At 60.2% G+C, this 25,011-nt stretch carries 26 protein-coding genes; 16 read left to right on the forward strand and 10 right to left on the reverse strand.

The window, feature by feature from the left end:
* Positions 1-18: 18 nt before the first annotated feature.
* Both LRO94_RS22180 and LRO94_RS22185 read left to right on the forward strand, forming a co-directional pair.
* Complete coding sequence (locus LRO94_RS22180; protein WP_179179963.1) at positions 19-720, forward strand: CTP synthase C-terminal region-related (seleno)protein; 702 nt, start codon at positions 19-21, stop codon at positions 718-720.
* A complete protein-coding gene (locus LRO94_RS22185) occupies positions 717-1,040 on the forward strand; it encodes an antibiotic biosynthesis monooxygenase family protein (RefSeq protein WP_179179962.1) in 324 nt (107 codons plus the stop codon). The genes LRO94_RS22180 and LRO94_RS22185 overlap by 4 nt, the downstream gene beginning before the upstream one ends.
* Here the strand turns inward: LRO94_RS22185 and LRO94_RS22190 are convergent.
* Positions 1,037-1,360, reverse strand: coding sequence for a DUF2025 family protein (locus LRO94_RS22190; RefSeq protein WP_032891062.1), 324 nt, complete (start codon positions 1,358-1,360; stop codon positions 1,037-1,039). The genes LRO94_RS22185 and LRO94_RS22190 overlap by 4 nt on opposite strands.
* Positions 1,361-1,592: 232 nt before the next feature.
* Between LRO94_RS22190 and LRO94_RS22195 the strand changes: the two genes are divergently transcribed.
* From LRO94_RS22195 to LRO94_RS22205, 3 genes are all read left to right on the forward strand, one after another.
* Positions 1,593-2,720: a glycerophosphodiester phosphodiesterase family protein gene (locus LRO94_RS22195; RefSeq protein ID WP_032891060.1), complete on the forward strand. Its 1,128-nt coding sequence runs from the start codon at positions 1,593-1,595 to the stop codon at positions 2,718-2,720.
* A gap of 95 nt (positions 2,721-2,815) precedes the next feature.
* On the forward strand, positions 2,816-3,130 hold the full coding sequence (locus LRO94_RS22200; protein ID WP_032891059.1) for a PepSY domain-containing protein: 315 nt from the start codon (positions 2,816-2,818) through the stop codon (positions 3,128-3,130).
* Between the two features lie 181 nt (positions 3,131-3,311).
* Positions 3,312-4,484, forward strand: coding sequence for a GAF domain-containing sensor histidine kinase (locus LRO94_RS22205; RefSeq protein WP_032891057.1), 1,173 nt, complete (start codon positions 3,312-3,314; stop codon positions 4,482-4,484).
* Here LRO94_RS22205 and LRO94_RS22210 read toward each other — a convergent pair whose 3' ends face one another.
* Complete coding sequence (locus LRO94_RS22210; protein WP_032891055.1) at positions 4,485-6,113, reverse strand: methyl-accepting chemotaxis protein; 1,629 nt, start codon at positions 6,111-6,113, stop codon at positions 4,485-4,487. It abuts the gene before it with no gap.
* Between the two features lie 260 nt (positions 6,114-6,373).
* Here LRO94_RS22210 and LRO94_RS22215 point away from each other — a divergent pair, with 260 nt between their 5' ends.
* Together LRO94_RS22215 and LRO94_RS22220 are read left to right on the forward strand one after the other, a co-directional pair.
* Complete coding sequence (locus LRO94_RS22215; protein ID WP_179179961.1) at positions 6,374-7,393, forward strand: transporter; 1,020 nt, start codon at positions 6,374-6,376, stop codon at positions 7,391-7,393.
* Between the two features lie 264 nt (positions 7,394-7,657).
* On the forward strand, positions 7,658-9,274 hold the full coding sequence (locus tag LRO94_RS22220) for an inorganic phosphate transporter (protein ID WP_032891052.1): 1,617 nt from the start codon (positions 7,658-7,660) through the stop codon (positions 9,272-9,274).
* Positions 9,275-9,337: 63 nt separating this feature from the next.
* Here LRO94_RS22220 and LRO94_RS22225 read toward each other — a convergent pair whose 3' ends face one another.
* Genes LRO94_RS22225 through LRO94_RS22235 form a run of 3 tightly spaced genes read right to left on the reverse strand, consistent with a single transcriptional unit; the run spans position 9,338 to position 12,002 of the window.
* Positions 9,338-10,312 carry a 5-oxoprolinase subunit C family protein gene (locus tag LRO94_RS22225; protein ID WP_032891050.1) on the reverse strand — a complete coding sequence of 325 codons (975 nt, stop codon included), beginning with the start codon at positions 10,310-10,312 and terminating at the stop codon, positions 9,338-9,340.
* A complete protein-coding gene (locus tag LRO94_RS22230) occupies positions 10,309-11,187 on the reverse strand; it encodes a 5-oxoprolinase subunit B family protein (protein WP_122753097.1) in 879 nt (292 codons plus the stop codon). Before LRO94_RS22230 ends, LRO94_RS22225 begins: the two co-directional genes overlap by 4 nt.
* Before the next feature lie 59 nt (positions 11,188-11,246).
* A complete protein-coding gene (locus tag LRO94_RS22235) occupies positions 11,247-12,002 on the reverse strand; it encodes a 5-oxoprolinase subunit PxpA (protein WP_179179960.1) in 756 nt (251 codons plus the stop codon).
* Between the two features lie 105 nt (positions 12,003-12,107).
* Between LRO94_RS22235 and LRO94_RS22240 the strand changes: the two genes are divergently transcribed.
* Entirely contained in the window at positions 12,108-13,025 is a 918-nt protein-coding gene (locus LRO94_RS22240) for a LysR family transcriptional regulator (RefSeq protein WP_032891044.1), read from the forward strand.
* Here the strand turns inward: LRO94_RS22240 and LRO94_RS22245 are convergent.
* Positions 13,022-13,918, reverse strand: coding sequence for a LysR family transcriptional regulator (locus tag LRO94_RS22245; RefSeq protein WP_179179959.1), 897 nt, complete (start codon positions 13,916-13,918; stop codon positions 13,022-13,024). The genes LRO94_RS22240 and LRO94_RS22245 overlap by 4 nt on opposite strands.
* 108 nt (positions 13,919-14,026) lie before the next feature.
* On the opposite strand from LRO94_RS22245, the gene LRO94_RS22250 reads away from it, so the two are divergent.
* Complete coding sequence (locus LRO94_RS22250) at positions 14,027-14,785, forward strand: SDR family NAD(P)-dependent oxidoreductase (RefSeq protein WP_179179958.1); 759 nt, start codon at positions 14,027-14,029, stop codon at positions 14,783-14,785.
* Here LRO94_RS22250 and LRO94_RS22255 read toward each other — a convergent pair.
* Positions 14,684-15,196 (reverse strand): multidrug/biocide efflux PACE transporter, encoded by a 513-nt coding sequence (locus LRO94_RS22255; RefSeq protein ID WP_032891040.1) that lies wholly within the window; start codon positions 15,194-15,196, stop codon positions 14,684-14,686. The two genes, LRO94_RS22250 and LRO94_RS22255, sit on opposite strands and share 102 nt — an antisense overlap.
* A gap of 88 nt (positions 15,197-15,284) precedes the next feature.
* Here LRO94_RS22255 and LRO94_RS22260 point away from each other — a divergent pair, with 88 nt between their 5' ends.
* From LRO94_RS22260 to LRO94_RS22270, 3 genes are all read left to right on the forward strand, one after another.
* The gene (locus LRO94_RS22260) at positions 15,285-16,142 is read left to right on the forward strand and encodes a LysR family transcriptional regulator (RefSeq protein ID WP_179179957.1); all 858 of its coding nucleotides are present in this window, start codon (positions 15,285-15,287) and stop codon (positions 16,140-16,142) included.
* 124 nt (positions 16,143-16,266) lie between these two features.
* Entirely contained in the window at positions 16,267-16,776 is a 510-nt protein-coding gene (locus LRO94_RS22265) for a GNAT family N-acetyltransferase (RefSeq protein WP_179179956.1), read from the forward strand.
* Between the two features lie 175 nt (positions 16,777-16,951).
* Complete coding sequence (locus LRO94_RS22270; protein ID WP_179179955.1) at positions 16,952-18,133, forward strand: NHL repeat-containing protein; 1,182 nt, start codon at positions 16,952-16,954, stop codon at positions 18,131-18,133.
* Between the two features lie 41 nt (positions 18,134-18,174).
* Here LRO94_RS22270 and LRO94_RS22275 read toward each other — a convergent pair whose 3' ends face one another.
* On the reverse strand, positions 18,175-18,654 hold the full coding sequence (locus tag LRO94_RS22275) for a GyrI-like domain-containing protein (protein ID WP_032891033.1): 480 nt from the start codon (positions 18,652-18,654) through the stop codon (positions 18,175-18,177).
* Positions 18,655-18,849: 195 nt separating this feature from the next.
* Between LRO94_RS22275 and alaC the strand changes: the two genes are divergently transcribed.
* Positions 18,850-20,061, forward strand: a complete 1,212-nt coding sequence (alaC, locus tag LRO94_RS22280; protein WP_032891031.1) for an alanine transaminase — start codon at positions 18,850-18,852, stop codon at positions 20,059-20,061.
* 158 nt (positions 20,062-20,219) lie between these two features.
* On the opposite strand, the gene LRO94_RS22285 is transcribed toward alaC, so the two are convergent.
* Both LRO94_RS22285 and LRO94_RS22290 read right to left on the reverse strand, forming a co-directional pair.
* Complete coding sequence (locus LRO94_RS22285) at positions 20,220-21,572, reverse strand: GntP family permease (protein ID WP_032891030.1); 1,353 nt, start codon at positions 21,570-21,572, stop codon at positions 20,220-20,222.
* An 84-nt stretch (positions 21,573-21,656) separates the two neighbouring features.
* Positions 21,657-22,190 carry a gluconokinase gene (locus tag LRO94_RS22290; RefSeq protein WP_032891028.1) on the reverse strand — a complete coding sequence of 178 codons (534 nt, stop codon included), beginning with the start codon at positions 22,188-22,190 and terminating at the stop codon, positions 21,657-21,659.
* A gap of 212 nt (positions 22,191-22,402) precedes the next feature.
* On the opposite strand from LRO94_RS22290, the gene gntR reads away from it, so the two are divergent.
* The 3 genes from gntR to LRO94_RS22305 all read left to right on the forward strand — a co-directional run bounded on the left by gntR (position 22,403) and on the right by LRO94_RS22305 (position 24,936).
* The gene (gene gntR, locus LRO94_RS22295; protein ID WP_163033195.1) at positions 22,403-23,434 is read left to right on the forward strand and encodes an HTH-type transcriptional regulator GntR; all 1,032 of its coding nucleotides are present in this window, start codon (positions 22,403-22,405) and stop codon (positions 23,432-23,434) included.
* A gap of 121 nt (positions 23,435-23,555) precedes the next feature.
* On the forward strand, positions 23,556-24,188 hold the full coding sequence (locus LRO94_RS22300) for a glutathione S-transferase family protein (RefSeq protein ID WP_179179954.1): 633 nt from the start codon (positions 23,556-23,558) through the stop codon (positions 24,186-24,188).
* A gap of 10 nt (positions 24,189-24,198) precedes the next feature.
* Positions 24,199-24,936 carry an NAD-dependent epimerase/dehydratase family protein gene (locus LRO94_RS22305; protein WP_179179953.1) on the forward strand — a complete coding sequence of 246 codons (738 nt, stop codon included), beginning with the start codon at positions 24,199-24,201 and terminating at the stop codon, positions 24,934-24,936.
* The last annotated feature ends 75 nt before the right edge of the window (positions 24,937-25,011 follow it).

The following is a 25,011-nucleotide window of genomic DNA, read 5'->3' on the forward strand; positions in this document are numbered from 1 at the left end:
AGCCATGGAACGCACACGATGAAAGCCACCCCCTTACGCCTCGCGCTGATTGGCGATTACAACCCGCATGTCACCGCGCACCAAGCCATTCCCGTGGCCCTGCAACGGGCGGCCGATACGCTGGGCATGACTGTTGATGTGCACTGGCTCGACACCGACACCCTGCCGGAATCCCTGCACGACTTCGACGGTTTCTGGTGTGTACCCGCCACCCCTTACCGGGATACCGATGGCGCACTGCGGGCGATCCGCTTCGCCCGCGAGCAGCGCCGACCATTGCTCGGCACCTGCGGTGGTTTTCAACATGCATTGCTGGAATATGCCCGTAACGCGCTGGGTTGGGCCGACGCCGAACACGGTGAAGTGGCTCCTGACGCAAAACGCGCCGTGATCACACCCTTGACCTGCGCGCTGGTGGAGGCGACCGACACCGTACGTTTAATGCCCTACACGCGTATCGCCGAGGCCTACGGGACCCTTGATCTTGAAGAAGGTTATCGTTGCCGTTACGGGGTGAACCCCGAATTCGCCAGCGCGTTGCTGGAGGGCGATCTGATCGCCACCGGCCACGACTGCGCAGGGGACCTGCGAGCAGTGGAATTGCTCGGCCATCCGTTCTTCGTCGCCACTCTGTTCCAGCCCGAACGCGCGGCGCTCAAGGGCATCGCGCCGCCCCTGGCGATCGCCCTGCTCAAGGCGTGCCAGGAGCAATCGGCATGATCGCCAAGACACCCACCCCGCCCTACTACGCAGTGATTTTCAGCTCACTGCGCACCGAGGGCGATCACGGCTACGGCGAGGCCGCCGCACACATGCTGGAACTGGCACGGCAGCAGCCTGGTTTTCTGGGCGTGGAATCGGCGCGGGAAGATGGCCTGGGGATTACCGTGTCGTACTGGAGCAGCGAGGCGGCAATCCTGGCGTGGAAGCAGCAGGCCGAGCACCGGAACGTGCGTGAGCTGGGCCGCGCCACCTGGTACTCGGCATTTCAGACACGGGTGTGCAAGGTGGAGCGGGCCTACGGTTTTGAAGCGAACTAGCTCACAAGACTGCGCAACGCACTGATCTGTGGAATCTCAACCCGACGCATATACACGCGCAGCGGCTCAGTGATGTTGATGCGGTCATCGATGTTTTGGTCCAGCAGCAACTGAATGCGTTCACGCGATAGGGTCATGGTCTGCTCGGGGGCGGGCAGCCAGACAAATTCGGCGGTAGGAATGATCCCGTCATCGGCCACGTCCATGCCGAAGGAGTCTTCGCTGAAACGTACGATGTACTGGCCAGTCTTGCGATTAAGGCCCACAAATCCGTGGAGTTGGTCGGCGGCCTGGCAGATAAGCTCGGAAGTGATGCGCATGGTAAACCTCACTGAAAAGTCCCACAGGGACTGGAAAGATGGTTTACACGCGTGGCGGAAAGTACTGCCCTCTAGCGGGGCGGCTGCGGTCAAGAGTACTGCAATGCCTGGCAAAAAAACCGAGAAAATTGACGGGTGCGCACGTTAATGTCGGTTTGGTGATAGCGCCTTTCGCAATCAATTGTTAAAAAGGAGGCCTTCTAAAAGCTACCTCCACGAAAGGACTTCGCATATGCCTGTCACGTTTACCAAGAGCGCCCTGCTGCTGGCCCTGATGCTCGGCCTTGGCCAGGCGCAGGCTGCCGACCCGATCAGCCCGGCTGAATTGGCAACCAACGAAGGCATTCCCCACCCTGCCGTGATCGCTCACCGAGGCGCCTCCTACGACGCTCCGGAATCCACCGCCGCCGCCTACAAAGTTGCGCGCGACCTGGGTGCCGACTACCTGGAACTGGACCTGCAGCGCAGCAAGGACGGCGTGTTGTTCGCCCTGCACGACAACAACCTGCAGCGCACCACCGATGTGGCCACCAAGTTTCCCGAGCGTAAAGACGCGCCGGCCAACGAATTCACTTGGAAGGAACTGCAAAGCCTCGATGCCGGCAGTTGGTTCAACGCCGCCTACCCGGACCGTGCGCGTCCAGGCTTCGTCGGTCTGAAGATCCTGAGCCTGGACGACATCATCAAGATCGCCGAAGGCAATCCGCAGCACAAACCCGGCCTGTACATCGAGACCAAGGAGCCCAAGCAGTTCCCGGGCATCGAAGCCGACCTCAAAAACAAGCTGTTGGATAAAGGCTGGTTGAGCTCCGCCGGCTCCAAGCTGGGCAAGAGCAACACCGGCGTCGGCCAGGGCAAGGGCCGCGTAGTGCTGCAAACCTTCGAGACCGCCAGCCTCAAAGAGCTGCAGAAAGAAATGCCGAACACCCCGAAGATCCTGCTGTTGTGGGTGGGTGAAGGCAGCATCGAGCCGAAATCCAAGCAGACCTTCGCCGAATCCGGCGAGCCGACCAAGGCCGCCTACTACGCCAAGCAAGAACCGAAAGACGCCGCCGAGTTCGAAAAATGGGTCGACGAAGCCAAGAGCCTCGGCGCCATCGGCACCGGCCCATCCGCCGAGCTGACCGACCACGGCGACCAGAGCTATTCGGACCTGGTGAAGCCTGAAATGAACAAGCTGACCCACGACAAAGGTCTGCTGGTGCATGTCTACACCGTGGATGAGCCAGTGGATTTCGAGAAAGTGATGAAAGCCGGCGTCGACGGCATCTTCACCAACCGCGCCGCCGAGCTGCTGAAGTTCTACAAGCGCTGGCCGTCGTCCAGCGTGCAGGATTTGCTCAACGACTATAAGTACTGAGGCATCGTTGGTGTCAGTGCGCCATTAAGGATGAATTAAGTTGCGCCAGTTAATCTGGCGCCACTTAAACAGCTCACCAAAGAAGGACATACACCATGAAAACTTTGACCACTTTGTTCGCCGCAACTGCCCTGACGCTGACTGCCGGCCTGGCCCAAGCGGATGTTCGTCCGGATCATATTGAAGGCCTGGTCAAATCCGGCGCAGTGATGCCTTTTGACAAGCTCAACGCCGCGGCCGTAGCCACTCACCCTGGCGCGACAATTACCGACACCGAGCTGGACAACAAACACGGTGTAGCCGATCAATATGTCTACGACGTAGACCTGACCGACACCGCTGGCAAGAAGTTTGAAGTCAAGCTCGATGCCAAGACCGGTGCCGTGCTGGAAAACAAGCAAGACACCTGAGTTGAATCCTCAAAACCGCGCCACCTTCGGGTGGCGCGGTTTTTTTATGGGCGCTCGTCAGTAATGCCTGGAAAAAGCGCCGTCGCTATGAATCAAATTCCCCCGACTCAATTCAAGGTCGTTAGACTTCCCCGCATCAGCCAGGGCATTACGCCATCGCACAGCACACCGAGAACACGTCATGGAGCAAAAAGCCGTCGACATTGCCACCATTGGCCGAATCAGTGCCGTTCCCGCAATGCTCCAAGTGATCAGCGACATGACTGGCCTGCGCTTTGCCGCCGTTGCGCGGGTGACCGACGAAACCTGGACCGCCTGCGCTGTACTCGACCGCCTGGGATTCGGCCTCGGCGTCGGAGGCGAGTTGGACCTGACCACCACCATTTGCCACGAGATTCGCGGTTCCCATATCTCCGTGGTGATCGACAAGGCCAGCGAAGACCCGATCTACCACGACCACCACACACCGCGCCTGTACCACTTCGAAAGCTACATTTCGGTGCCGGTATTCCGCACCGACGGGCGCTTCTTCGGCACGATCTGCGCCTTGGACCCCAATCCCGCCATGCTGCGCAGCAGCACGATCCGATCGACCATGGAATCGTTTGCGCGGGTGTTGTCATTGCAGATCGAAGCCGAAGAAGCCGCGCAGCAAACACAAGCGCAATTGCAGGAAGAACGCAGTACCGCCGAACTGCGCGAGCAATTTATCGCCGTGCTCGGCCATGACCTGCGCAACCCGTTGTTTGCAATTAACTTCGGTGCCGAACGACTGCTGCGTAAATACCCGGACCCCGCCACCGATACCCTCGTGCGGCACATTCTCACCAGCGGCCGACGCGCCGCGCAGTTAGTGGAAGACGTGCTGGATTTCGCCAGGGGCCGCATGGGCAGCGGCATTCCACTGAACATCGGCGACTGCCAGGGGTTACAGGCGGCGTTGCAGCATGTGGTATCGGAAGTGCAGAGCGTGCACCCGCAGCGCGAGATTCGTGCGGATATCGGTGATCTGCAAGGGGTCAGTGGCGACCGCGACCGCTTGGCGCAGTTGCTGTCTAATCTGGTGGCCAATGCCATTCACCATGGCAGCCATGACGGCCCGGTGGAGGTGCGCGCGCAGGTTGAGGACGACCATTTCCACCTGTCAGTGAAAAACGCCGGCCAGATAAGCGCGCAAGCCTTGCCCCGGCTCTTTGAGCCTTACTCACGCCCAGCGACGAACACGCCCCAGGCCGGCCTGGGCCTGGGGTTGTATATCGTCAAGCAGATTGCCGAAGCTCATGGCGGTGAACTCAAAGTGTCCACCACCGCGGAGCACGGCACGATGTTTAGCTTCAGCCTGCCAACCGGCTGATCAGGCGCCCAGGCGCGCCGTCACCTCATTCAACTCACCGGACAAACCGCGCAGATTGTGGCTCGCGGCTTCGGTGCGTTGCACGTTGTCGAGGTTGGCCGTGGCCACGGTGGTGATCTGGGTGATATTGCGCGAGATGTCCTCGGCGACCGACGTCTGCTCCTCGGCCGCCGTGGCGATCTGGCGGTTCATGTCGCGGATCGCTTCCACCGCCTGAGTGATGTGGTCGAGCATGGCGCCGGCCTGGCTGACTTTTTCCACGCTGTCATCGCTGCACGACTGGCCGCTGACGATCGCCTCGGCCGCATCGATCGCGCCGGTCTGCACCGCCTGAATAATCTGGTTGATCTCGATGATCGACGCGGCCGTGCGTTGCGCCAGGCTGCGGACTTCATCGGCGACGACTGCAAAACCACGCCCCGCCTCGCCCGCCCGCGCCGCCTCGATAGCGGCGTTGAGCGCCAGCAGGTTGGTTTGCTCGGCGATGCCGCGAATCACTTCCAACACTTTGCCGATACGTACGCTGTCAGCTTCCAGGCGTCGGATGATGGTGCCGGTGTTGAGGATTTCCGTGCGCATCTGGCCGATGGTAGCGATGGTGACCTTCATCACTTCACCGCCTTCGCGGGCCGAGTGATCTGCCTCGTCGGCCGCGCGCGAGGCACTGGCAGCGTGGCGTGCGACTTCCTGGGCTGTGGCCGACATTTCGGTCATGGCCGTGGCCACTTGGTCGGTACGGTTGAATTGTTCTTGGGTGCCGGTAGCCATCAGGCCGGCAATCGAGTTCAACTCGCCGCTGGCGCTGACCAAGTCGGTGGCGCTGCGCTGCAAGCGGCTGAAGGTTTCAGCGAGGAAGTCGCGCAGCGTATTCGCGGCGGCGGCCAGGTGGCCCAGTTCATCCTGACGACGGCTGGCCACGCGCTCGGCAAAGCGGCCGTGGCTGAGTTGCGTGACGTAGTCGATCAAGCCACGAATCGGCAGGATCAGGTTGCGGTTGATCAGCCACAGGCTGAACAGGCCGATCAGCACACCAGACAGCAACATAATCGCCAGCCCCACCAGCACGGTGCGCTCGGCGTAGGCACTGATGGCCTGAGATTGCTGGCTGCCTTGGGCACGCAGGTCGCTGACCAGAGCGCTCATCTGCTCACTGGCGGCGCGGTCTACGCCTTTGACTGCCGTATCTCCGACGGTTGCATCACCACCCGCCGCCATATAGGCATCACGGCCCTTCTGATAGGCCACGCCCAGTTGCTGGTGCTCCAGGCGCAGGGTTTCGATGCGTCGGCTCAACGGCGCGTCGCTGCTGGTCTGGGTGACCAGGCGAGCGAGGATACTTTGCACATCGCGCTGCCGGTCCTGGAACTGGCCCCAATATTTCTCCATATCCTGAGGCTGCTTGCCGCGCAGCAGCACGTTTTTCCATTCCTGCACCTGCACCTTGAACTGCAGGTTGGCTTCGTCGATCAATTGCGAAGTGAGCAACGGCCCGTCAATCAAACTGCGATAACTCTGCACCCCGTTGGAGAGGAAGTTGAAACAGGCCAGGGCGATCAACAATATCGCCAGCAAGCTGCCACCGAGCAGCGACAGGATTTGTGCTCTCAAGGAGGTTCGCAAAACATTCATCGGGGAAAGCCTCGATACAGGTAAGTGGCGTGTGCACGCCTTGACCTCCCTGTCGACAAAGACACCGCACATCCCTAACGGTTGTTAATGAGCTGAATCGGCCGGAATAGAGCCTTCTTGAAGGGATTCGGACAAATGGTCAATAAAATGTCACGAATGCGAAATAAACCAACGACTGTCATAAAAATGTCAAACAACCCTGTAATTATTCGCCACGCGACCTGTGAAATGTCCTACAGGCCTTTTCTCTGCGAGCCTCCATGAATCACAGCATCGATCACAGCCATCAGGACTCCGATCTGTTTGGCTTGCTTTACGGTTTTCGTTTTCGCCCAGGTGTTAAGGGGGAGCAGATTGACTCGGCTACCGCCCTGGCGGCATTGAAGCAACCGCAGGACCCGGAGGAGTTCTTGTGGCTGCACTTGAACCTCGCCCACGCCGCCTGCGAGCGCTGGATGCAGGCACACCTGGAACTGCCTGAAGAGTTTTTCGAGGCCCTTCACGAGGGCTCGCGCTCCACCCGCATCGAACACGTCGACTCGGCCTTGCTGGCGGTGGTCAACGACGTGGTGTTCAACTTCAGCAGCATGGTCTCGTCGGATATTTCCACGCTGTGGGTATGCGCTCGCAGCCGCCTGTTGATCAGCGCGCGGCTGCAACCGTTGCACTCGGTGGACAAGTTGCGCTCGTCGGTAAAGGCCGGAGAACACTTTCGCTCGCCACTGGAACTGTTGGTGCATTTGCTGCGCGACCAGGGCGAAGTGCTGACGCAGATCGTGCGCAATACCAGCATCAGCGTCGACCATATCGAAGACCAATTACTGTCCTCGCGCCTGTCCACCAACCGCGCCGAACTGGGTGCCGCGCGCCGGGTACTGGTGCGCCTGCAACGCTTGCTGGCGTTGGAGCCGGGCTCGTTGCTGCGCCTGCTCAACCGACCGCCGCAATGGCTGCAAAAGGAAGACGTGAAGGAGTTGCGCAAATCCACCGAAGAGTTTGCGCTGATCATCAACGACCTGACGGCTCTGGGCGAACGCATCAAACTGTTGCAGGAAGAGATCGCCGCCAACCTCAACGAGCAAAGCAGCCGCACACTGTTCACCCTTACGGTGGTGACGGTGCTGGCACTGCCGATCAACATCATCGCCGGTTTTTTTGGCATGAACGTCGGCGGCGTGCCGCTTTCACAAGACCCGGAAGGCTTCTGGATTTTGGTGGCGCTGGTCGCGACCTTTACCTTGATTGCCGGGCGCTGGGCGTTTCGCAGATTTTCAAATTGAAATGAGATCCGCTGTGGGAGGGGGCTTGCTCCCGATGAGAATGTGTCAGCCAACACCTCTGCCAGCCCTGCCGCCGCCATCGAAGCCTCGCTGAAGCTCGACATCTCCCACAGGGATCGGTGGTGTCTATGAGTTTCGCGGCTGTGTGCGCTGCAAGACAGACTAATGGCGTGCCTGATTGACCAAACACTGACCTGCGGCAGCACCGTTGTAACATTCTGCAATGACTATGAACGACATCCTTCATCACCTGGATGCTCCGGCATGGCCACCCCTTCCCTGACTGCCTCCACGCACTCATCTTCCGTCGATTCAAAACCGCGCCTGGACAAGAAACCTGGCCTGGTGACCGTGATCATTTTCTTCGCCGTCCTCGCCATGGGACTGTTGTTCACCGCCTACAGCCTGATGCATGACATGCACGAACTGGGCACGGTGGTCACCACCTGGACGCCGTTCCTGCTGCTGGGCGTCGCGTTGTTGATCGCTCTGGGCTTCGAGTTCGTCAACGGTTTCCACGACACCGCCAACGCCGTCGCGACGGTGATCTACACCAACTCGCTGCCACCGCATTTCGCGGTGGTGTGGTCGGGCTTTTTCAACTTCCTCGGCGTGCTGCTCTCCAGCGGCGCGGTGGCGTTTGGCATCATCGCCCTGCTGCCGGTGGAGCTGATTTTGCAGGTGGGCTCATCGGCCGGTTTCGCGATGATCTTCGCCCTGCTGATCGCTGCGATCCTGTGGAACCTCGGCACCTGGTGGCTGGGTTTACCGGCCTCGTCCTCCCATACGCTGATCGGTTCGATCATCGGCGTCGGCGTGGCGAATGCCTTGATGCACGGGCGTGACGGCACCAGCGGGGTAGATTGGGCCCAGGCGACCAAGATTGGTTATGCGTTGCTACTGTCCCCCTTGATCGGCTTTGCGTTTGCAGCCTTGTTGCTGCTGGCCATGCGCGCCTTTGTGAAGAACCGGTCGCTGTACAAGGCGCCCAAAGGCAACACTCCGCCGCCGTGGTGGATTCGCGGCATGTTGATCGCCACCTGCACCGGCGTGTCGTTCGCCCACGGCTCCAACGATGGGCAGAAAGGCATGGGCCTGATCATGCTGATTCTGGTCGGCACATTGCCCATGGCCTATGCGTTGAACCGCACCATGCCCGCCGAACAGTCTTTGCAGTTCGCGGCGGTGGCCGAAGTGACCCAGGCCGCCCTGATGAAAACCACGGCGCAGGCATTGCCCGGCGACCCGCGCCCCGTCCTGTCGACCTACGTGCGCACCAAGCAAGCCACACCGGACCTGGTGCCGGCCCTCGCCGCGCTCACCGGGCATATCGGCGAAGAAGTCAAAGGCTACGGCTCCCTGGCCAAAGTCCCCGCCGAGGCGGTCGGCAACGTGCGTAACGACATGTACCTGACCAGCGAAACCATTCGCCTGATGGACAAGGGCAAGGTCGGCAATTTCGACGCCGACACCCAAGACAAACTGCAGCTGTTCAAGCAACAGATCGACAACGCCACGCGCTTTATTCCGCTTTGGGTGAAGATCGCGGTGGCCATTGCGCTTGGCCTGGGCACCATGGTCGGCTGGAAGCGCATCGTGGTCACGGTGGGCGAGAAAATCGGCAAGACCCACATGACCTACGCCCAAGGTGGGGCGGCGGAAACAGTGGCGATGCTGACCATCGGGGCCGCAGATATGTATGGGTTGCCGGTGTCGACAACCCATGTGCTGTCATCCGGTGTGGCGGGGACCATGGTGGCCAATGGTGCCGGGTTGCAGATGCGGACGATCCGCAATTTGCTGATGGCGTGGGTGCTGACGTTGCCGGCGGCGATTCTTCTGTCTGGCAGCCTCTACTGGCTGTTCACCCAACTTTTCTGACACAACATAGATTGAAACTGTGGAAGGGGGTTTGCCCCCTCCCACAGTTGGATGTGTGTTGTGTCAGTTGTTGAAAAGTCCCGTCATTGCCTTGAGCCGCTTCTTGTACACCCGCCGCGCCTCAAGGGCCTCCTCCAGCGTCACCGCCACAAACCCCGCGCGCTGGTTGGGCTGCATCTGCCCGATCAAATCCAGATCGGCACTGATCACCGTGCCGATCATCGCGTAGCCTCCGCCCGACACTGCATCTCGATGCAACACAATCGGCTCCAGCCCCGCCGGTACCTGGATAGAACCGATGGGGTAGCAACTGTCGACAATATTCGACGGATCCGAGCCCGCCCCAAACGGCTGTTCCCGTGGTTCAAAGCTCAACGCGCTACCGCCCTTGAAGCGATAGCCGATACGGTCCGCTTCGGAACCCACGGTCCACGGTTCGGCAAAAAAGCTGCTTTTGGCGGCATCGGTCAGGCGCTCGTAATACAGGCCAGGCACCACACGCAGGGTGATATCGCCCCCTACCGACCGGCGCAAGGCCATCGGCAAACTGTTGCCCGCCCGGCCCTGCCCGCAGAGCTCACCGATGGGCAATTCATCACCCTCCTGCAAGCGCCGACCTTTAAACCCACCAAGCGCGCCCAGGGTGTAAGTGGAACGACTGCCGAGCACCACGGGCACATCAATGCCGCCGGCCACCGCCAGGTAAGTCCGTGCGCCGGCCTTGGGAAATTCGAAACGCAGCACCTGCCCGGCACGCACCTGGAACGCGGTGTCCTGATGCACCACTTCACCGTCAAGGCGCGGCGACATGAGCGCGCCGCTGAGTGCCACCAACGCATCCTGTTGGAATTCCAATTCAGGCCCGATCAAGGTGCATTCCAGGCCCGCCGCACCGACCGGATTGCCCACCAGATGGTTGGCCGCGCTCAGCGCGTATTGGTCCAGCGCCCCCGACGGCGGAATGCCCAAGTGGTAATAACCTTCGCGGCCAAGGTCCTGCACAGAGGTGGCGAGGCCGGGTTTGAGGACTTTGATCATGCCAGCGCCTCCTGCAGGGTTTTCGGATAGCCCACCGGATCGGCCAGAAAGGCGTCGAGGGAAAATTCCACCGGGCGGATGCGCAGATCGAAACGTCCTGCGTCCACCTCGGCGACGGCCAGGTCGTAGGCATCACGTTCTATGGGTTTGAACTGCACGATGTCACCGGGGCGAAAGAACACCATGTGCTCCTTGAGGTAGGCCAACTGCTGCGCCGGGTCGTAGATCGGTGCCGGGGTCACGCCGAACATTTGGTAACCGCCAGCGCCGCGCACCGAGTAGATACACCCAAAGCAGCCACCATGGCCGAGGGTGAGTTTGGGCGTGTCGGTGCGCGGGCGCAGGTATTTGGGCACCTGCAACTGCCGCTCACGCTCGACCATTTGGAACATGAACGGCAGACCCGCGACAAACCCGACCATCGACACAAACCACGGCGCGCCGCTGTGAGCGGCGATAAACGCGTCCACATCCGCCAGACCATTGATGCGCGCGGCGTACTCCAGGTCGGTGCCGCTGGGGTCTTGATGGCGATCGCGAAAACGCATCAGGGTTTCATGGGTCCAGGGGTCGTTGTACAGCACCGGGATTTCGATGATGCGCGTGCGCAAGGTGCGTTCGGCCACGGCCTGGGCTTCGGCGCTTTGCACGGCGTCGAGCAACACATGGGGCGCGATGCGGTCGGGGTCGAAGCGGATCTGGAACGAGGCATTGGCCAGGCACACATCCAGCACGCCTTCCAGCGCCAGGCGCTCCACCGCTCGGGTCACCGCCATGCCCTTGAAAAAGGCCTCCAACGACATGCTGTCGCTGACCTCGGCAAACAGGTGTTCATCACCGCCGAAGCTGTAGCGGATGGGGGTCGTTTCAGCCATGTCGCTTCCTCTTGGAATGGTTATGGAAAGGCAGGCAAAAAAGTAAGGGGTCGATCTTATTAGGGTGTTTTGACCGTGATACCCGCCTGGTCCAAGGCTTCGCGGGTGGCTTCCACCAGTTCCAGGGCGCCGGGAGTGTCGCTGTGCAGGCAGATGGAATCGAATTCGATAAACAGGTCTTCGCCTTCTACGGTGCGCACCAACCCCGTCTGACAAGCCCGCAGGACACGTGCCGCCACCGTTGCAGGATCAAGCGCGCGAACAGTGCGAGTAAACACGATGGAGCCCGTCAGATCGTACTCACGATCGGCATAAAATTCCCGGACCACCGGTTGCCCCAACTCCTTGGCCACCCGCCAGATCACCGAGTTGGGCATGCAGTACAGCAACAGCGTCGGTTCGATGAGTTGCAGGTTTTGCACCAGCAGCCTGGCCGCTTCTTCGTCACGGGCCAAGTGCATGTAGAGCGCGCCGTGAGGCTTGATATGTTGCAGCGTCATGCCTTGGGCGCGGGCGATTTCCCGCAGGGCACCGAGTTGGTAGAGGATATCGTCCACCAGTTCCTGGGCCGGTGCGTTGATATGCCGACGGCCAAAGCCGACCAGATCACGAAAGCCGGGATGGGCGCCGATGGCCACGCCCAGTTGCTTGGCGCGTTCTACGGTGCGGCGCATGGTGCCGGGGTCGCCGGCGTGGAAGCCGGTGGCGATATTGGCCGAGCTGATGTAGACCATCAGCTCCGCGTCGACGCCATCACCGATGGTCCAGGGGCCGAAACCTTCGCCCATGTCCGAATTGAAATCCACTGCCTGCATCGGGGTCGCTCCGCCAGAAATGATGTTGGAAAAGTAGGCTGCGCCTTGACCCCTTGGGAAGATCTATTATCAGATGCCCTATCTTCTGAAAAACAGATATCGCTCATGTCGCTGACCTTGCGCCAAATCCGCTACTTCGTTGCCACCGCTGAGATCGGCCAGATTTCTCAGGCGGCGATCCACCTGAACATCTCGCAGTCGGCGGTGACCACGGCGATCAAGGAGTTGGAGGCGATGCTCGGCGTGCAACTGTTTGTGCGCTCGGCCCAAGGCATGAACTTGACCGATGCCGGGCGGCACTTTCTCAACCGCGCCTATGTGATTGTGCGCAGCGTGGACGATGCGCTGAACAGTCCATTGCCCGACTACCGCGCCAGCGGCGTGCTGCGGGTAGCGGCCAGTTACACCGTGCTTGGTTACTTCCTGCCCCATCACTTGCAGCGCATGGAGCATTGGCATCCGGACGTGACCATCGAGGTCTTCGAGCAGGAGCGCCAGGCGATCGAGCAAGGTCTGCTCGACGGCCAGTTCGACATGGCCGTGGTGCTCACCGCCAACCTGACTCACCCGGCGATCGTTTCCGAGATTCTGTTCAACTCGGAACGTCGCCTGTGGCTGCCCAGCCATCACCCATTGTGCGAGCGCGGCGCCGTGAGCCTGGCGGATGTCGCGCAGGAGCCCTACATCCTGCTGACCGTCGATGAAGCCGAACACAGCGCCATGCGCTATTGGGAACAGGCCGGGCAAACGCCTAAGGTGCGGCTGCGCACCAGTTCGGTGGAGGCAGTACGCAGCATGGTCGCCAATGGCAGCGGCGTGGCGATTCTGTCGGACTTGGTGCACCGCCCGTGGTCACTGGAAGGCAAGCGCATCGAAACCCTGACCGTCACCGACCCGGTCACGCCCATGAGCGTCGGACTGGCCTGGCACCGCGAGCGGGCATTTACCCCGGCGATGCAGGCGTTCCGGGATTACTTTCACGACGCGTTCCTGGCGCCGCAGCAACTGTCGGCGCGCCGTTAAAGATGGGCTTGCAGGGTGGCCGCCAGCCAGTCCATGAACACGCGCACCCGCAACGGCAAATGCCGCTGGCCCGCGTAGAGCAAGGACACATCCAGCGGCGGCGCCGGGTAGTCCGGGAGCAGGGCAACCAACTCGCCACTGGCGAGCAAGTCACGAATACCCAAGGCCGGCACCTGAGTAATGCCAAAACCGCCCAGGCACGCCACGCGATACGCATCCGTGCTATTGACCGTCACCCGCCCGGCCATGGGGATGCGCTGCACCTTGTTGCCTTGCTGATACTCGAAACCGGCCGAGCGTGAACCCAACGGCCGCACGTAATGCACCAATTGATGCTGCGCCAGATCGGCCAAGGTCGCGGGCACGCCGTAACGTTGCACGTAACCCGCGCTCGCGCAGTTGATCATCGGCATGCGGCACAGCACGCGTGCGACCACGCTGTGGTCCGGTTGGGCGCCGACGCGCAGTACGCAGTCGAAGCCTTCGGCGAGCAGGTCGACCTGGCAGTCGGTGCAACTGATCTCCAATTCGATCAACGGGTGCGCGTCCATGAACTGCGACAAGCGCGGCAGGATCAGTTCCCGCGCCATCACATTGGGCATGTCGACGCGGATGCGCCCGCTCAGTTGCGCTTCGTCCTGGCGAAACAGCCCTTCGAGTTCCTCCATATGCGCGAGCAGGTCCTTGCTGCGCTCGTACAACACGCGCCCGTCCTGGGTCGCCTGCACTTTGCGTGTGGTGCGCTGCAACAGACGCGCGCCGAGCAGTTCTTCCAGCGCCTGCACATGCTCGGACACCGTGGATCGCGGCAGCCCCAGACTCTCGCCCGCCTGGGTAAAACTCGACAGTTCGGTGACCCGCACGAAGGTGCGCAGCAACTCAAGTTTGTTCATGGGATTGTTCGCCTTATCCGGCCAGTGATTCCGGTGTGGCCCTGTTTATCACGTTAGCAGCGGACAAATACACTCAGTCCCACGTTCACATCTGAAGAGGACTGCACCATGACCCGCAAAATCGCATTGATCACCGGCACCAGCCGTGGTTTGGGTAAAAACGCTGCGTTGCACCTGGCGGCGCAAGGCGTAGACATCATCGGCACCTATCACAGCAAGGCCGACGAGGCGCAGGCATTGGTGGCCGAGATCGAACAATTGGGTGGCCGCGCCGCCATGCTGCAATTGGATGTGAGCCAAAGCGCAACATTCGAAGGTTTTGTCGGCGACGTGGCCGGCGTGCTCAAGGATGTTTTCGCACAGGATCACATCGACTTTCTGATCAACAACGCCGGGATCGGCATTCACGCCAGTTTTGCCGAGACCACCGAAGCCCAGTTCGACCAACTGGTGGCGATCCAATTCAAGGGCCCGTTTTTCCTGACGCAGAAGCTGTTGCCGTTGATCCGCGACGGCGGCCGCATCCTCAACGTCTCCAGCGGCCTGGCGCGTTTCAGCCTGCCGGGCTATGCCGCCTACGCGGCGATGAAAGGCGCCATGGAAGTGCTGACCCGCTACCAGGCCAAAGAGCTGGGTGGGCGCGGGATCAGCGTCAACATCCTGGCCCCTGGCGCGATCGAAACTGACTTCGGCGGCGGCGCTGTACGCGACAACGCCAACCTCAATGCCATGGTCGCGAGCAACACCGCCCTGGGCCGCGCCGGCTTACCGGACGATATCGGTGGAGCGATTGCCAGCCTGCTGGCCGACGGCAGCCACTGGATCACCGGCCAGCGCATCGAGGCGTCGGGCGGAATGTTTCTGTAGGAGCTTGTCGCGCAGTACGTCATAGCCCCAGTGATACACATAGGTGTACGGCAGGAAGAACAGCAATACACCTATGTCGAGGATAAATGCCTGCATCAGGCTGATATTCAGCCACGCCGCAATCAGCGGTACGCACACCAAAATCAAGCCACCTTCAAACATGAGCGCGTGCAACACACGGGTCCAGCCATTGTTGGCCAGTTGCAGGCGTGCCTTGAGTCGGTCGAACAGGCCGTTGAAGATCACGTTCCAGGTCAGCGCCATCAGGCTGATCGCCAGGGTGACCATGCCCATTTCCAGGGCGGGTTTGTCCATGATCCACGCCAACAAAGGGGTGCAGATCAACAACGCCAGGGCTTCGAAACCAACAGCCTGGCAAACGCGTTCAGTGATGGATTTGGTAGGGTTCATGACCCGTCTCCGAGAGTGACGACGGTTGCCATCATTACCCTTTGAATCGATACTTCATAACCAATAACCATCGATCAAGGCGATAGTCATGGCCTCTAATGAAGTGCTGCAGGCGTTTGTGCAGGCGGCCACCCAAGGCTCGTTTTCGGCGGCGGCGCGCAAACTGGGCAAGAGCCAGTCCACCGTCAGCGCGGCGGTAGCCAGCCTGGAGATTGATTTGGATGTGGTGCTGTTTGATCGCAGCAGCCGCAAGCCGACGCTCACGCCCGCCGGCCTGGTGTTGCTGCAACGCGCCGAGCAAGTCCTGGAAGCCAGCAGTCGCCTGTCGCTGGCCGCGAGTCAGTTGGCCATGGGATTGGAGCCGAAAGTCACGATTGCCATGTCCGATACCTATCAATCTGAGCGCTTCGAACTCGCGCTCAAGGCCTTCGAGCAGCGTTACCCGGACCTTGAACTGGAATGGCTGATCGCCGAGTGCGAAGACTTGATCGCGCTGGTGCAGAGCGGTCGTGCGCAGATCGCGTTTGTCGAAGCCCAGGCGAATTACCCACCCGACCTCAGCCGCGCGCCCGTGGCTGAACGCACGGAAATCGGGCTGTTCGTCGCGCCCGAGCATCCGTTGGCCACGCTGCCGAACGTCGACGCGCAGCGCTTGCAGCAACACCGCGAACTTCGGCTGGCGAGCATCATCAACCCGAATGAAACCCGCCCCAGCGGCCGCGTTTGGTCGGCGCCGAGTTTTCTGATGCTGATGGAAATGGCCCAGCTCGGTTTCGGTTGGGCCGAGCTGCCGCGTTGGCTGGTGGAACGCTTTGGCAACACTGGGCTGGTGGAACTCCCAGTGCGCGGTTGGCCGCGACTGGTAGCGGTGGATGCGCTGTGGTCGCGGCAGTATCCACCGGGACCGGCGGGCAGCTGGATGCTGGCGCAGATGCTGGATGAGTGATCAGGCTCAGAGTATGTGGTGAATTGGCGCGCCTCGCTCTGGGCCCGCCTGCTTATCACTAAGCACTGTGTCGCCCTCAAACCCGCTAGACTGCGCGCTTCCTTGCAGCCGTTCGGACGTTCCGATGCAAACCCGCCTTGTCGCCTACGAGGCGCTCACTGCTGTGCAACGACAGCAAGCCAGCGCCATCGAAGTTCATCCCGAACAACTGCCGTTTTGCGGCGATATGTATTGCGCGCTCAATTCGCTGCTGGCCAAACCAAGCCCAGGCGTCAAAGGGTTCGTCCTGCTGGCCGATGACATTCCGGTGGCCTTCCTCTTGCTCAAACGCCCACCTTGCCTGCCCCATTGGGCCGATGCACACAGCGCCACGCTGCATGCGTTCCAGGTGGATCGGCGGCAACAAGGCAGTGGGTTCGGCAAGGCGTGTTTGCAGGCATTGCCGGCGGCAGCGATAGAGACGTGGCCACAGATCAAGGCGCTGGAGTTGTCGGTGGACACCGACAATGTGGCGGCGATGGGGTTGTATCTGGGCGCGGGATGGGTAGACAGCGGGGAGGCGTATAAGGGGCGAGTTGGGTATGAGCGAAAGTTAAAGTGGGTGTTTGGACGAGACGACCCCAGCCTGCTTTAAATATCCCAACGCCGATAAATCGACCACTCTGGCCCACCCTCCCTGGCTGTCCACTGTCAAAGTTCACAGCTATACAGGCGTTGCCGATTGCTCTGTACTGGAATGCCAAGGTAGTCGCTCAAGCGGTGCAACGAGCAGGCGTGGAAACGCTCAACGCCCAGCACGGAGACCCTCCATGAATACTCCACCGAGCAACAATACGCTTAACACTGCGGGGAGCCCGGATCTTTCCTTTGGCACCCCTCCACTCAAAGACGGTACCGTTATAAACACCCGCACCGCAGGGATCTCCCGAGTCCTCGAAGACGGTTCAACCATCACAGCAGGCCCGTATAGCGAGCCGGATGGCCCCTTCATTGGCATCACCAAACAAACGCCTACGGGAGAGAACGACGCTCGATTCGGGCGAGGGCTGACGGCGATGCAGCAACGCCAAACCTTCATCGACATGCTCATTCAGCCTAATGGCAGGCAACTGTTACTGGCCACCCATATCAACAATGTGGCGGTCTCTATCAGTCGATTCAACGAAGCAAACGGCAATTCAGACTTCAGGTTCGGCAATAATGGCGAGGTGGTGCTGAATAAGCGGATTCAGTTGAATTTAAACAGCAAAGCCGGTTTAGCTTTACAGTCCGATGACAAGATCATTTGTGTATTTAATGACGGTACAAGCAGTTTTATCTATCAACTCAGCAGTTCCGGCCAGGAACTCAACTTCGGCTTTTTAGATCCGCTTGAAGAGCGCGGCGCCCTTATGGGCCCAGTATTGACCACTGAGAGGGGTTTTTTGATTGCGGGCTCTATAAACGGCAAGGCCCTTATTAAAGGATTCACACATGCTGGAGATGCGGACACGGCTTTTGGTAACGCAGGTTACGTCCAATTGGAGCTTTCAGGTACTGAGGAAAAACTGGCCTCAGCGCTGGCCAAAGGACCCGATGGCCGGATAGTTGTCGTCGGCGGTGAGCACCGGTTGCCGCGCAAGCAGAACTTCGTGACGAGCCTGCTTGCCAACGGCCAACCTGATCCGCAGTTCAATGGCGGAATCCCCAAGGAGAACGATGCTCGTCATGGAAGTTATGACAGCGTGACGGTTCAACCCGATGGGAAAATCGTCGTCTTGTGGCGCAATACAAACGGCAGCCTCGTCGAACTGATCAGGTACACCGCGACTGGGGAGTTGGACCTCACCTTTGGCGATCAGGGTGTGGCCGATGCATGGCGCGACCCGCAATCAAGACCCCAAATCTCCAACATCAACAAGCTTGAATGGGTAAATGCGGGTGAAACACTGCAAACCAGCGGTGTGCTGGAAGGTGTCCACTCCTTCATCGGCCGCCTGCTCAGCCAGTGATACCCACGACTGAGCTGCCAACGCAGCTCAGTCGTGTGACATCAGGCCTTGACTACCGGCAACCAGATCTCCACCGTCCCCGTGCCTTTCCTCACGTCAAAATCAGCGCTATAGCGTTCAAAATCCGGCCCTGCCACTTTGTAGCCCGAATGTGGCAACCACTCGAACATGATGCGCTCGTACGTCTGTTCCAATGCCTGCACCGGTCCGTAATGCGGGAACACCGCATAGTTGAGCGGTGGAATTTCAATGGCTTCGAAGTTGCTCGGGACGTCGCTTTTGCTCGGGACTTCCACCCCCGCCATGTAATCGAATTCGCCGTGATTGGGGTTATGGCAAACGCCATAGGTCACACCGCCGATGCGCTTCTTGATGTCCTTGATACAGGTGTCGAACAACTCCCACAACTTGGGAATATCGCCCACCGTCGCCTTGGAATAACGCCCTTGTACCCCAGCAATCACCAAGGCCTTGCCTGCTTCCATGCGTGGCTCTAACGGTTGTTTTGTCTGCTGATCCATACGAACAGTCTCCTTCTTATGAGGGAACAAACCCGCATCGAGTATAGGGGCATATCCGTGCCGTACTCCATGCAGAAAATTTTCCTACGCATATGGACAACTGGCCATCATCGACCGTATTGTCTGCTCCGCAGGCCACCGCAGTGGCCGACGTCGCTCGGACGGTTCCGGGCGCTTACGTACTTCGAGGCAACAATGGCCGACCAAGGTTCGCCGCGCCGCTTTGCGCGCATAGATCGACTCCCCCCTTACGTTTTCAATATCACTGCCGAGCTGAAGATGGCTGCGCGTCGGCGCGGCGAAGACATCATCGACTTGAGCATGGGTAACCCCGACGGTGCCACGCCTCCCCATATCGTGGAGAAAATGGTTACCGTCGCCCAGCGTGAAGACACCCACGGCTACTCCACCTCCAAAGGCATTCCGCGTCTGCGCCGGGCGATTTCGCGCTGGTACAAAGACCGCTACGAGGTGGACATCGACCCCGAGACGGAAGCCATCGTCACCATCGGTTCCAAGGAAGGCCTGGCGCATTTGATGCTGGCCACCCTGGACCAGGGCGACACGGTGCTGGTGCCCAACCCGAGCTACCCGATTCATATCTACGGTGCCGTGATTGCCGGCGCCCAGGTGCGTTCGGTGCCGCTGATTCCGGGCGTGGACTTCTTCGCCGAGCTGGAACGGGCGATTCGTGGGTCGATCCCGAAGCCGAAGATGATGATCCTCGGCTTCCCGTCCAACCCGACTGCGCAGTGCGTGGAGCTGGATTTCTTCGAACGGGTGATCGCCCTGGCCAAGCAGTACGACGTGCTGGTGGTGCATGACCTGGCCTACGCCGACATCGTCTACGACGGCTGGAAAGCCCCATCGATCATGCAAGTGCCGGGGGCCAAGGACATTGCGGTGGAGTTTTTCACCCTGTCCAAGAGCTACAACATGGCCGGCTGGCGCATCGGTTTCATGGTGGGCAACCCGGAACTGGTCAACGCCCTGGCACGGATCAAGAGTTACCACGATTACGGTACCTTCACCCCGCTGCAAGTCGCCGCGATTGCTGCGCTGGAAGGCGATCAACAGTGCGTGAAAGACATCGCCGAGCAGTACCGCCAGCGCCGCAATGTGCTGGTCAAGGGCCTGCATGAGTTGGGCTGGATGGTGGAGAATCCCAAGGCGTCGATGTACGTCTGGGCGAAGATCCCGGAGGCGTATGCCGCCATGGGTTCGCTGGAGTTTGCCAAGAAGCTGCTGCTGGAAGCCAAGGTCTGCGTGTCGCCGGGGATTGGATTTGGCGAGTATGGGGATGATCATGTGCGCTTTGCGCTGATCGAAAACCAGGACCGGATTCGCCAGGCGGTGCGCGGGATTCGCGGGATGTTCCGGGCGGATGGGCTGGTCGCTAAAGCCTGACCCGATCCACCTGAACAAATGTGGTCAACATGTGGGAGGGGGCTTGCCCCCGATAGCGGAGGTTCAATCACTTCATCTGGTGACTGACCCACCGCCATCGGGGGCAAGCCCCCTCCCACATCTGCATTGGGTTTTCACCCTTGCTGCTGGTGTGCCTGTTAGACCACCAACGACAGCAGCATGATGAAGATCAACGCCACCACAGACAGAATGGTTTCCATCGCCGTCCAGGTCTTGAACGTCTCGGCCACGGTCATGTTGAAGTACTGCTTCACCAGCCAGAACCCCGCATCGTTGACGTGAGACAGGATCAACGAACCCGCACCCGTCGCCAGCACCAACAGCTCACGGTTAACCCCAGGGATCATCCCCACCACCGGCACTACGATGCCCGCGCCGGTAATGGTCGCCACGGTCGCCGAACCGGTCGCAATACGAATCACCGCCGCCACCAGCCAGGCCAGCAGGATCGGGTTGATCTGCGCATTCACCGCCATATGGCCAATCACGTCACCCACGCCGCTGGTCACCAGCATCTGCTTGAAGCCACCACCGGCACCGATGATCAGGATGATCGCGGCCGTCGGCGCAAGGCTGGCGTCGAGCAGCTTAAGGATTTGCTTGGAGTGAATGCCCTGGCGGCTGCCAAAGGTGTACAGCGACAGCAGGAGCGCCAGCAGCAAGGCGGTGATCGGGTGACCGATCATGTCCATCCAGTTGCGCACCACGTTGCCTTCGGCAAAGGCGATGTCGGCGAAGGTTTTGAGCAACATCAGAAACACCGGCAGCAGCACGGTGACCAATGTGATGCCGAAGCTTGGCAGCGACTTGTTATCGGTCTCGCGGGCCAGTTGATCCACCAGTTCCTGGGAGGGATTACCGGGGATGTACTTGGCGATGAACGTACCGAAGATCGGGCCGGCAATGATGGCGGTCGGCAGTGCGACGATCAGGCCATACAGGATGGTCTTGCCGATGTCCGCGCCAAACACGCCGATAGCCAGCAGCGGGCCCGGGTGCGGTGGCACCAGGCCGTGCACTGCCGAGAGGCCTGCGAGCAGCGGGATGCCGATCTTGATCAGCGACACACCGGTGCGGCGCGCGACGATAAACACCAGCGGGATCAGCAGCACAAAGCCAATCTCGAAGAACAGCGGGATGCCCACCAGGAACGCGGCGAACATCATGGCCCACTGGACCTTCTCTTTGCCGAAGGCGCGGATCAGGGTCTGGGCAATCTGATCGGCACCGCCGGATTCGGCCATCATCTTGCCGAGCATGGTGCCCAGCGCGAGGATGATGCCGACAAAGCCGAGCACCCCGCCGAAACCGTCTTGGAAGGCTTTGATGATCTTGTCCACGGGCATGCCCGAGGTCAGGCCGAGGAAGCCGGCCGCGATGATCAGTGCAATGAACGGGTGGACCTTGAACTTGGTGATCAGAACGATCAACCCGATGATAGTGACGACTGCGTCTAGCAGCAGGTACGACTCGTGGGACATGCCAAACATGGGGGGTCTCTCCTGTTTGTTGTTGTTATTAAAGCGGGTGTTGAATTTCTTGCCGGGGATAGCGCTATCTTTTCCGGCAAAAAATTAATGAGTTCGTTCAAAGCCGTGTTGCAGCCACCAAGCGTTGGTCTGCTCGGCCAACGCCTCGACACTGTCTTCACTGGCGTTGAGGGCCAGGGTCAGTGGCTCGCCTTTGGGCGATTCAAGGGTGGCGAACTGGCTGTCGATCAGGCTGGCCGGCATGAAATGGCCGGGGCGATGGGACACGCGGTCCGAGGCGACTTCACGGGTCAGTTCCAGGAATACGAAACCCAGACCTGGCGCGGCTTCGCGCAGGTGGTCACGGTATTTCTTCTTGAGAGCCGAACAGGTGAGCACCGGATGTTCACCCGCTTTAAGCGAGCGGCGCAGTTCATCGCACAGGATGTCGAGCCAGCCGGCGCGGTCGTCGTCGTTGAGGGGGTGGCCGGCGCTCATCTTTTCGATATTCGCGGCAGGGTGAAAGCTGTCGCCTTCAATGGCGGTGGCGCCGTTCAGCCGGCACAAGGCCTCGCTGACACTGGTCTTGCCACAGCCGGCAACACCCATGATGACCAGGGCGGTAACAGGTTGACTCATGAAACACCTCAAGACGCAGATAGCGCTACCTTCACACGCTGTAAGGCACGTGCAAAAACAGGCTTTTCCCGCGCCGTCTTGTCATTTTTATGGAGTGACGCGTGCATCCGCTCCAATCATTTGAACCGGATCAGGCAACCCAAAGTTCAATAATTTGCAGCCATTTGGAGACAGCGCTACCTTAGTGCCTCGATTTTTGTTTGGCAAGCCGCCTGATGACCTCTAAGAACGATAAAAATACGCGCACCACGGGTCGCCCGACCCTCAACGAAGTTGCCCGCCTGGCTGGCGTCAGTCCGATCACCGCTTCACGCGCCCTGCGCGGCATCAGCACTGTGGCCATCGAACTGGTAGAAAAAGTCCAACAGGCAGCTGCCGAGCTCAACTACGTGGTCAACCCCGCCGCCCGCGCCCTGGCCTCTGCTCAGAGCCATTCGGTGGTGGTGTTGGTACCGTCGTTGTCCAACCTGCTATTTATCGAAACCCTCGAAGCCATCCATCAGGTGCTACGGCCTAAAGGCTTTGAAGTGCTGATCGGCAACTCTCACTACTCCCGCGATGAAGAAGAAAACCTGCTGCGCAACTACATGGCCTATCAGCCACGGGGCTTGCTGTTGACGGGTTTCGATCGCACCGAAAGCGCCCGACGAATGGTCGAGGCCAGCAATGTGCCTTGCGTTTACATGATGGACCTGGACCCTAACGCTGGCGTGAATTGCGTGGGCTTCTCGCAATTGGCCGCCGGTGAAACAGCCGCGGCGCATTTACTGTCCCGTGGCCGCAAGCGCCTGGCCTATATCGGCGCGCAATTGGACCAACGTACCTTGCTGCGTGGCGAGGGTTTCCGCCGCGCCCTGCAACAGGCCGGAATGTACGACCCGGCGCTGGAGCTGCTGACACCGCGTCCTTCTTCCGTGGGCCTGGGCGGTGAGTTGTTCCTGCAGTTGCTGGCCGCCCATCCGGACGTGGATGCGATCTTCTTCGGCAACGACGACCTGGCCCAAGGCGCGCTGCTGGAAGCCCTGCGCCATGGCATCAAGGTGCCAGAGCGCGTGGCGGTGCTGGGTTTCAACGATTTGCCCGCGTCGTCCTTTATGGTGCCGCGCCTGAGCAGCATCAGCACGCCACGCGAAGCCATTGGCCGCCGTGCGGCGGAGCATCTGCTCACGATCATGGCGGGCAACAAGGTCGCCAAGCCGGTAGTGGACATGGGCTTTGAGTTGCAGGTGCGGGAAAGCACCTGACCTTCAAGCCGAACGTGATCCATCAAGGGAGCTAGCCTGCCGGCTCCCTCAATTTGACCGCGCTCGCTTAACCTCCCCGGCCCCTGCTAGATTGTCCCTTCTCCACTGCCAGGGAAGCACCATGGGACACTCACTGAAAATCTTGGGCCGCACCTCTTCCATCAACGTACGCAAAGTCCTGTGGACATGCCACGAACTGGGCATCGAATACGTACGCGAAGATTGGGGTATCGGCTACACCCCCACCCAATCCCCCGAATTCCTGGCCCTGAACCCTAACGCGCAAATACCCGTGCTCATCGACGACCACGGCGTGCTGTGGGAATCCAACACCATCTGCCGCTACCTGGTCAGCCTCTACCAACGCCACGACCTCTTGCCCGCCGAACCCGCGCCACGGGCCAGGGTGGAGCAGTGGATGGACTGGCAAGCCACCGAGCTCAACCCTTCCTGGGGTTACGCGTTCCAAGCGCTGGTGCGTCAGAGTCCTGAGCATCAGGACCCGCAACGAATCGCAGCCGGCGTACAGGGCTGGAATGACAAGATGGGCCTGCTGGAACAACAGTTGACCAAAACCAACGCTTACGTCACCGGCGACGAATTCACCCTCGCCGACGTCCTTATCGGCCTTTCGGTGCACCGCTGGCGCATGACGCCCATGGAACATCCGCCCTACCCCGCCATCGCAGCGCATTACGAACGCCTCAGCCAGCATCCGGGCTTCCAGACCTTCGCCCTCGACGGCCACAACTAAGGACATGCACGTGAAAGGACTCAACATACTGCTCACCGGCGCCTGCGGCAGAATCGGCAAGACGTTTTTCGAAGCCTCGAAAGACCGCTACCGCTTTACGCTTACAGACCGCGTCACGCCGGATTTTGAACTGGGCGACCATCGCTTTGTATACGCCGACTTGAGCGATAAATCCGCGCTCGTCGCGCTGCTCGATGGCATCGACGTGATCGTGCACCTGTCGGGCATCCCCCATGCCAGCGCCTCGTTCGACGAACTGCTGCCAAACAACATCCTCACCACCACCTACCTGTTCGAAGCTGCCGTGGCCGCCGGGGTAAAGCGTCTGGTTTTCGCCAGCAGCGCCCAGACCATCGAAGGCTACCCGGTGGATCGGCAGATCACGCCTGGCATGCCAGTGCTGCCCGCCAACCTGTATGGCGTGAGCAAATGCTATGGCGAGGCGCTGTGCGGCTACTACGCGGCGAAAACGCCACTGTCGACCATCGCACTGCGCATTGGCGCCTTTGAATTCCCCGAAAGCCACGACCTGAACAACGCCCGCGACCTCAGCGCTTGGCTCAGCCCACGGGATGCAGTGCAATTGCTGCAACGTTCGGTTGAAACTAAAGACGTAAAGCACTTGATCGCCCACGGCATTTCCAATAACCGTTTCAAGCGTCTGGATTTGAGCGAAACCACGCGTGTGCTGGGCTATCAACCGGTGGATGATGCGTTTCAGACATTCGAGATTCCCATCACCTACTGAGTTGCAGGCGGCAATGGCTGGCCGTCGATGGGCCAGCACTTGCCGCAACAGCCGAGCCGACCCCAGCAAAACCTG

It is taken from the genome of Pseudomonas sivasensis (assembly GCF_021391435.1).
Lineage (GTDB): Bacteria > Pseudomonadota > Gammaproteobacteria > Pseudomonadales > Pseudomonadaceae > Aquipseudomonas > Aquipseudomonas sivasensis.

What these genes read in the sequence shown, in the direction of transcription:
- LRO94_RS22180 (WP_179179963.1), top strand. Translation starts at nt 19, where the DNA reads ATGAAAGCCACCCCCTTACGCCTCGCGCTGATTGGCGATTACAACCCG.
- LRO94_RS22185 (WP_179179962.1), top strand. Translation starts at nt 717, where the DNA reads ATGATCGCCAAGACACCCACCCCGCCCTACTACGCAGTGATTTTCAGC.
- LRO94_RS22190 (WP_032891062.1), bottom strand. Translation starts at nt 1,360, where the DNA reads ATGCGCATCACTTCCGAGCTTATCTGCCAGGCCGCCGACCAACTCCAC.
- LRO94_RS22195 (WP_032891060.1), top strand. Translation starts at nt 1,593, where the DNA reads ATGCCTGTCACGTTTACCAAGAGCGCCCTGCTGCTGGCCCTGATGCTC.
- LRO94_RS22200 (WP_032891059.1), top strand. Translation starts at nt 2,816, where the DNA reads ATGAAAACTTTGACCACTTTGTTCGCCGCAACTGCCCTGACGCTGACT.
- LRO94_RS22205 (WP_032891057.1), top strand. Translation starts at nt 3,312, where the DNA reads ATGGAGCAAAAAGCCGTCGACATTGCCACCATTGGCCGAATCAGTGCC.
- LRO94_RS22210 (WP_032891055.1), bottom strand. Translation starts at nt 6,113, where the DNA reads ATGAATGTTTTGCGAACCTCCTTGAGAGCACAAATCCTGTCGCTGCTC.
- LRO94_RS22215 (WP_179179961.1), top strand. Translation starts at nt 6,374, where the DNA reads ATGAATCACAGCATCGATCACAGCCATCAGGACTCCGATCTGTTTGGC.
- LRO94_RS22220 (WP_032891052.1), top strand. Translation starts at nt 7,658, where the DNA reads ATGGCCACCCCTTCCCTGACTGCCTCCACGCACTCATCTTCCGTCGAT.
- LRO94_RS22225 (WP_032891050.1), bottom strand. Translation starts at nt 10,312, where the DNA reads ATGATCAAAGTCCTCAAACCCGGCCTCGCCACCTCTGTGCAGGACCTT.
- LRO94_RS22230 (WP_122753097.1), bottom strand. Translation starts at nt 11,187, where the DNA reads ATGGCTGAAACGACCCCCATCCGCTACAGCTTCGGCGGTGATGAACAC.
- LRO94_RS22235 (WP_179179960.1), bottom strand. Translation starts at nt 12,002, where the DNA reads ATGCAGGCAGTGGATTTCAATTCGGACATGGGCGAAGGTTTCGGCCCC.
- LRO94_RS22240 (WP_032891044.1), top strand. Translation starts at nt 12,108, where the DNA reads ATGTCGCTGACCTTGCGCCAAATCCGCTACTTCGTTGCCACCGCTGAG.
- LRO94_RS22245 (WP_179179959.1), bottom strand. Translation starts at nt 13,918, where the DNA reads ATGAACAAACTTGAGTTGCTGCGCACCTTCGTGCGGGTCACCGAACTG.
- LRO94_RS22250 (WP_179179958.1), top strand. Translation starts at nt 14,027, where the DNA reads ATGACCCGCAAAATCGCATTGATCACCGGCACCAGCCGTGGTTTGGGT.
- LRO94_RS22255 (WP_032891040.1), bottom strand. Translation starts at nt 15,196, where the DNA reads ATGAACCCTACCAAATCCATCACTGAACGCGTTTGCCAGGCTGTTGGT.
- LRO94_RS22260 (WP_179179957.1), top strand. Translation starts at nt 15,285, where the DNA reads ATGGCCTCTAATGAAGTGCTGCAGGCGTTTGTGCAGGCGGCCACCCAA.
- LRO94_RS22265 (WP_179179956.1), top strand. Translation starts at nt 16,267, where the DNA reads ATGCAAACCCGCCTTGTCGCCTACGAGGCGCTCACTGCTGTGCAACGA.
- LRO94_RS22270 (WP_179179955.1), top strand. Translation starts at nt 16,952, where the DNA reads ATGAATACTCCACCGAGCAACAATACGCTTAACACTGCGGGGAGCCCG.
- LRO94_RS22275 (WP_032891033.1), bottom strand. Translation starts at nt 18,654, where the DNA reads ATGGATCAGCAGACAAAACAACCGTTAGAGCCACGCATGGAAGCAGGC.
- alaC (WP_032891031.1), top strand. Translation starts at nt 18,850, where the DNA reads ATGGCCGACCAAGGTTCGCCGCGCCGCTTTGCGCGCATAGATCGACTC.
- LRO94_RS22285 (WP_032891030.1), bottom strand. Translation starts at nt 21,572, where the DNA reads ATGTTTGGCATGTCCCACGAGTCGTACCTGCTGCTAGACGCAGTCGTC.
- LRO94_RS22290 (WP_032891028.1), bottom strand. Translation starts at nt 22,190, where the DNA reads ATGAGTCAACCTGTTACCGCCCTGGTCATCATGGGTGTTGCCGGCTGT.
- LRO94_RS22300 (WP_179179954.1), top strand. Translation starts at nt 23,556, where the DNA reads ATGGGACACTCACTGAAAATCTTGGGCCGCACCTCTTCCATCAACGTA.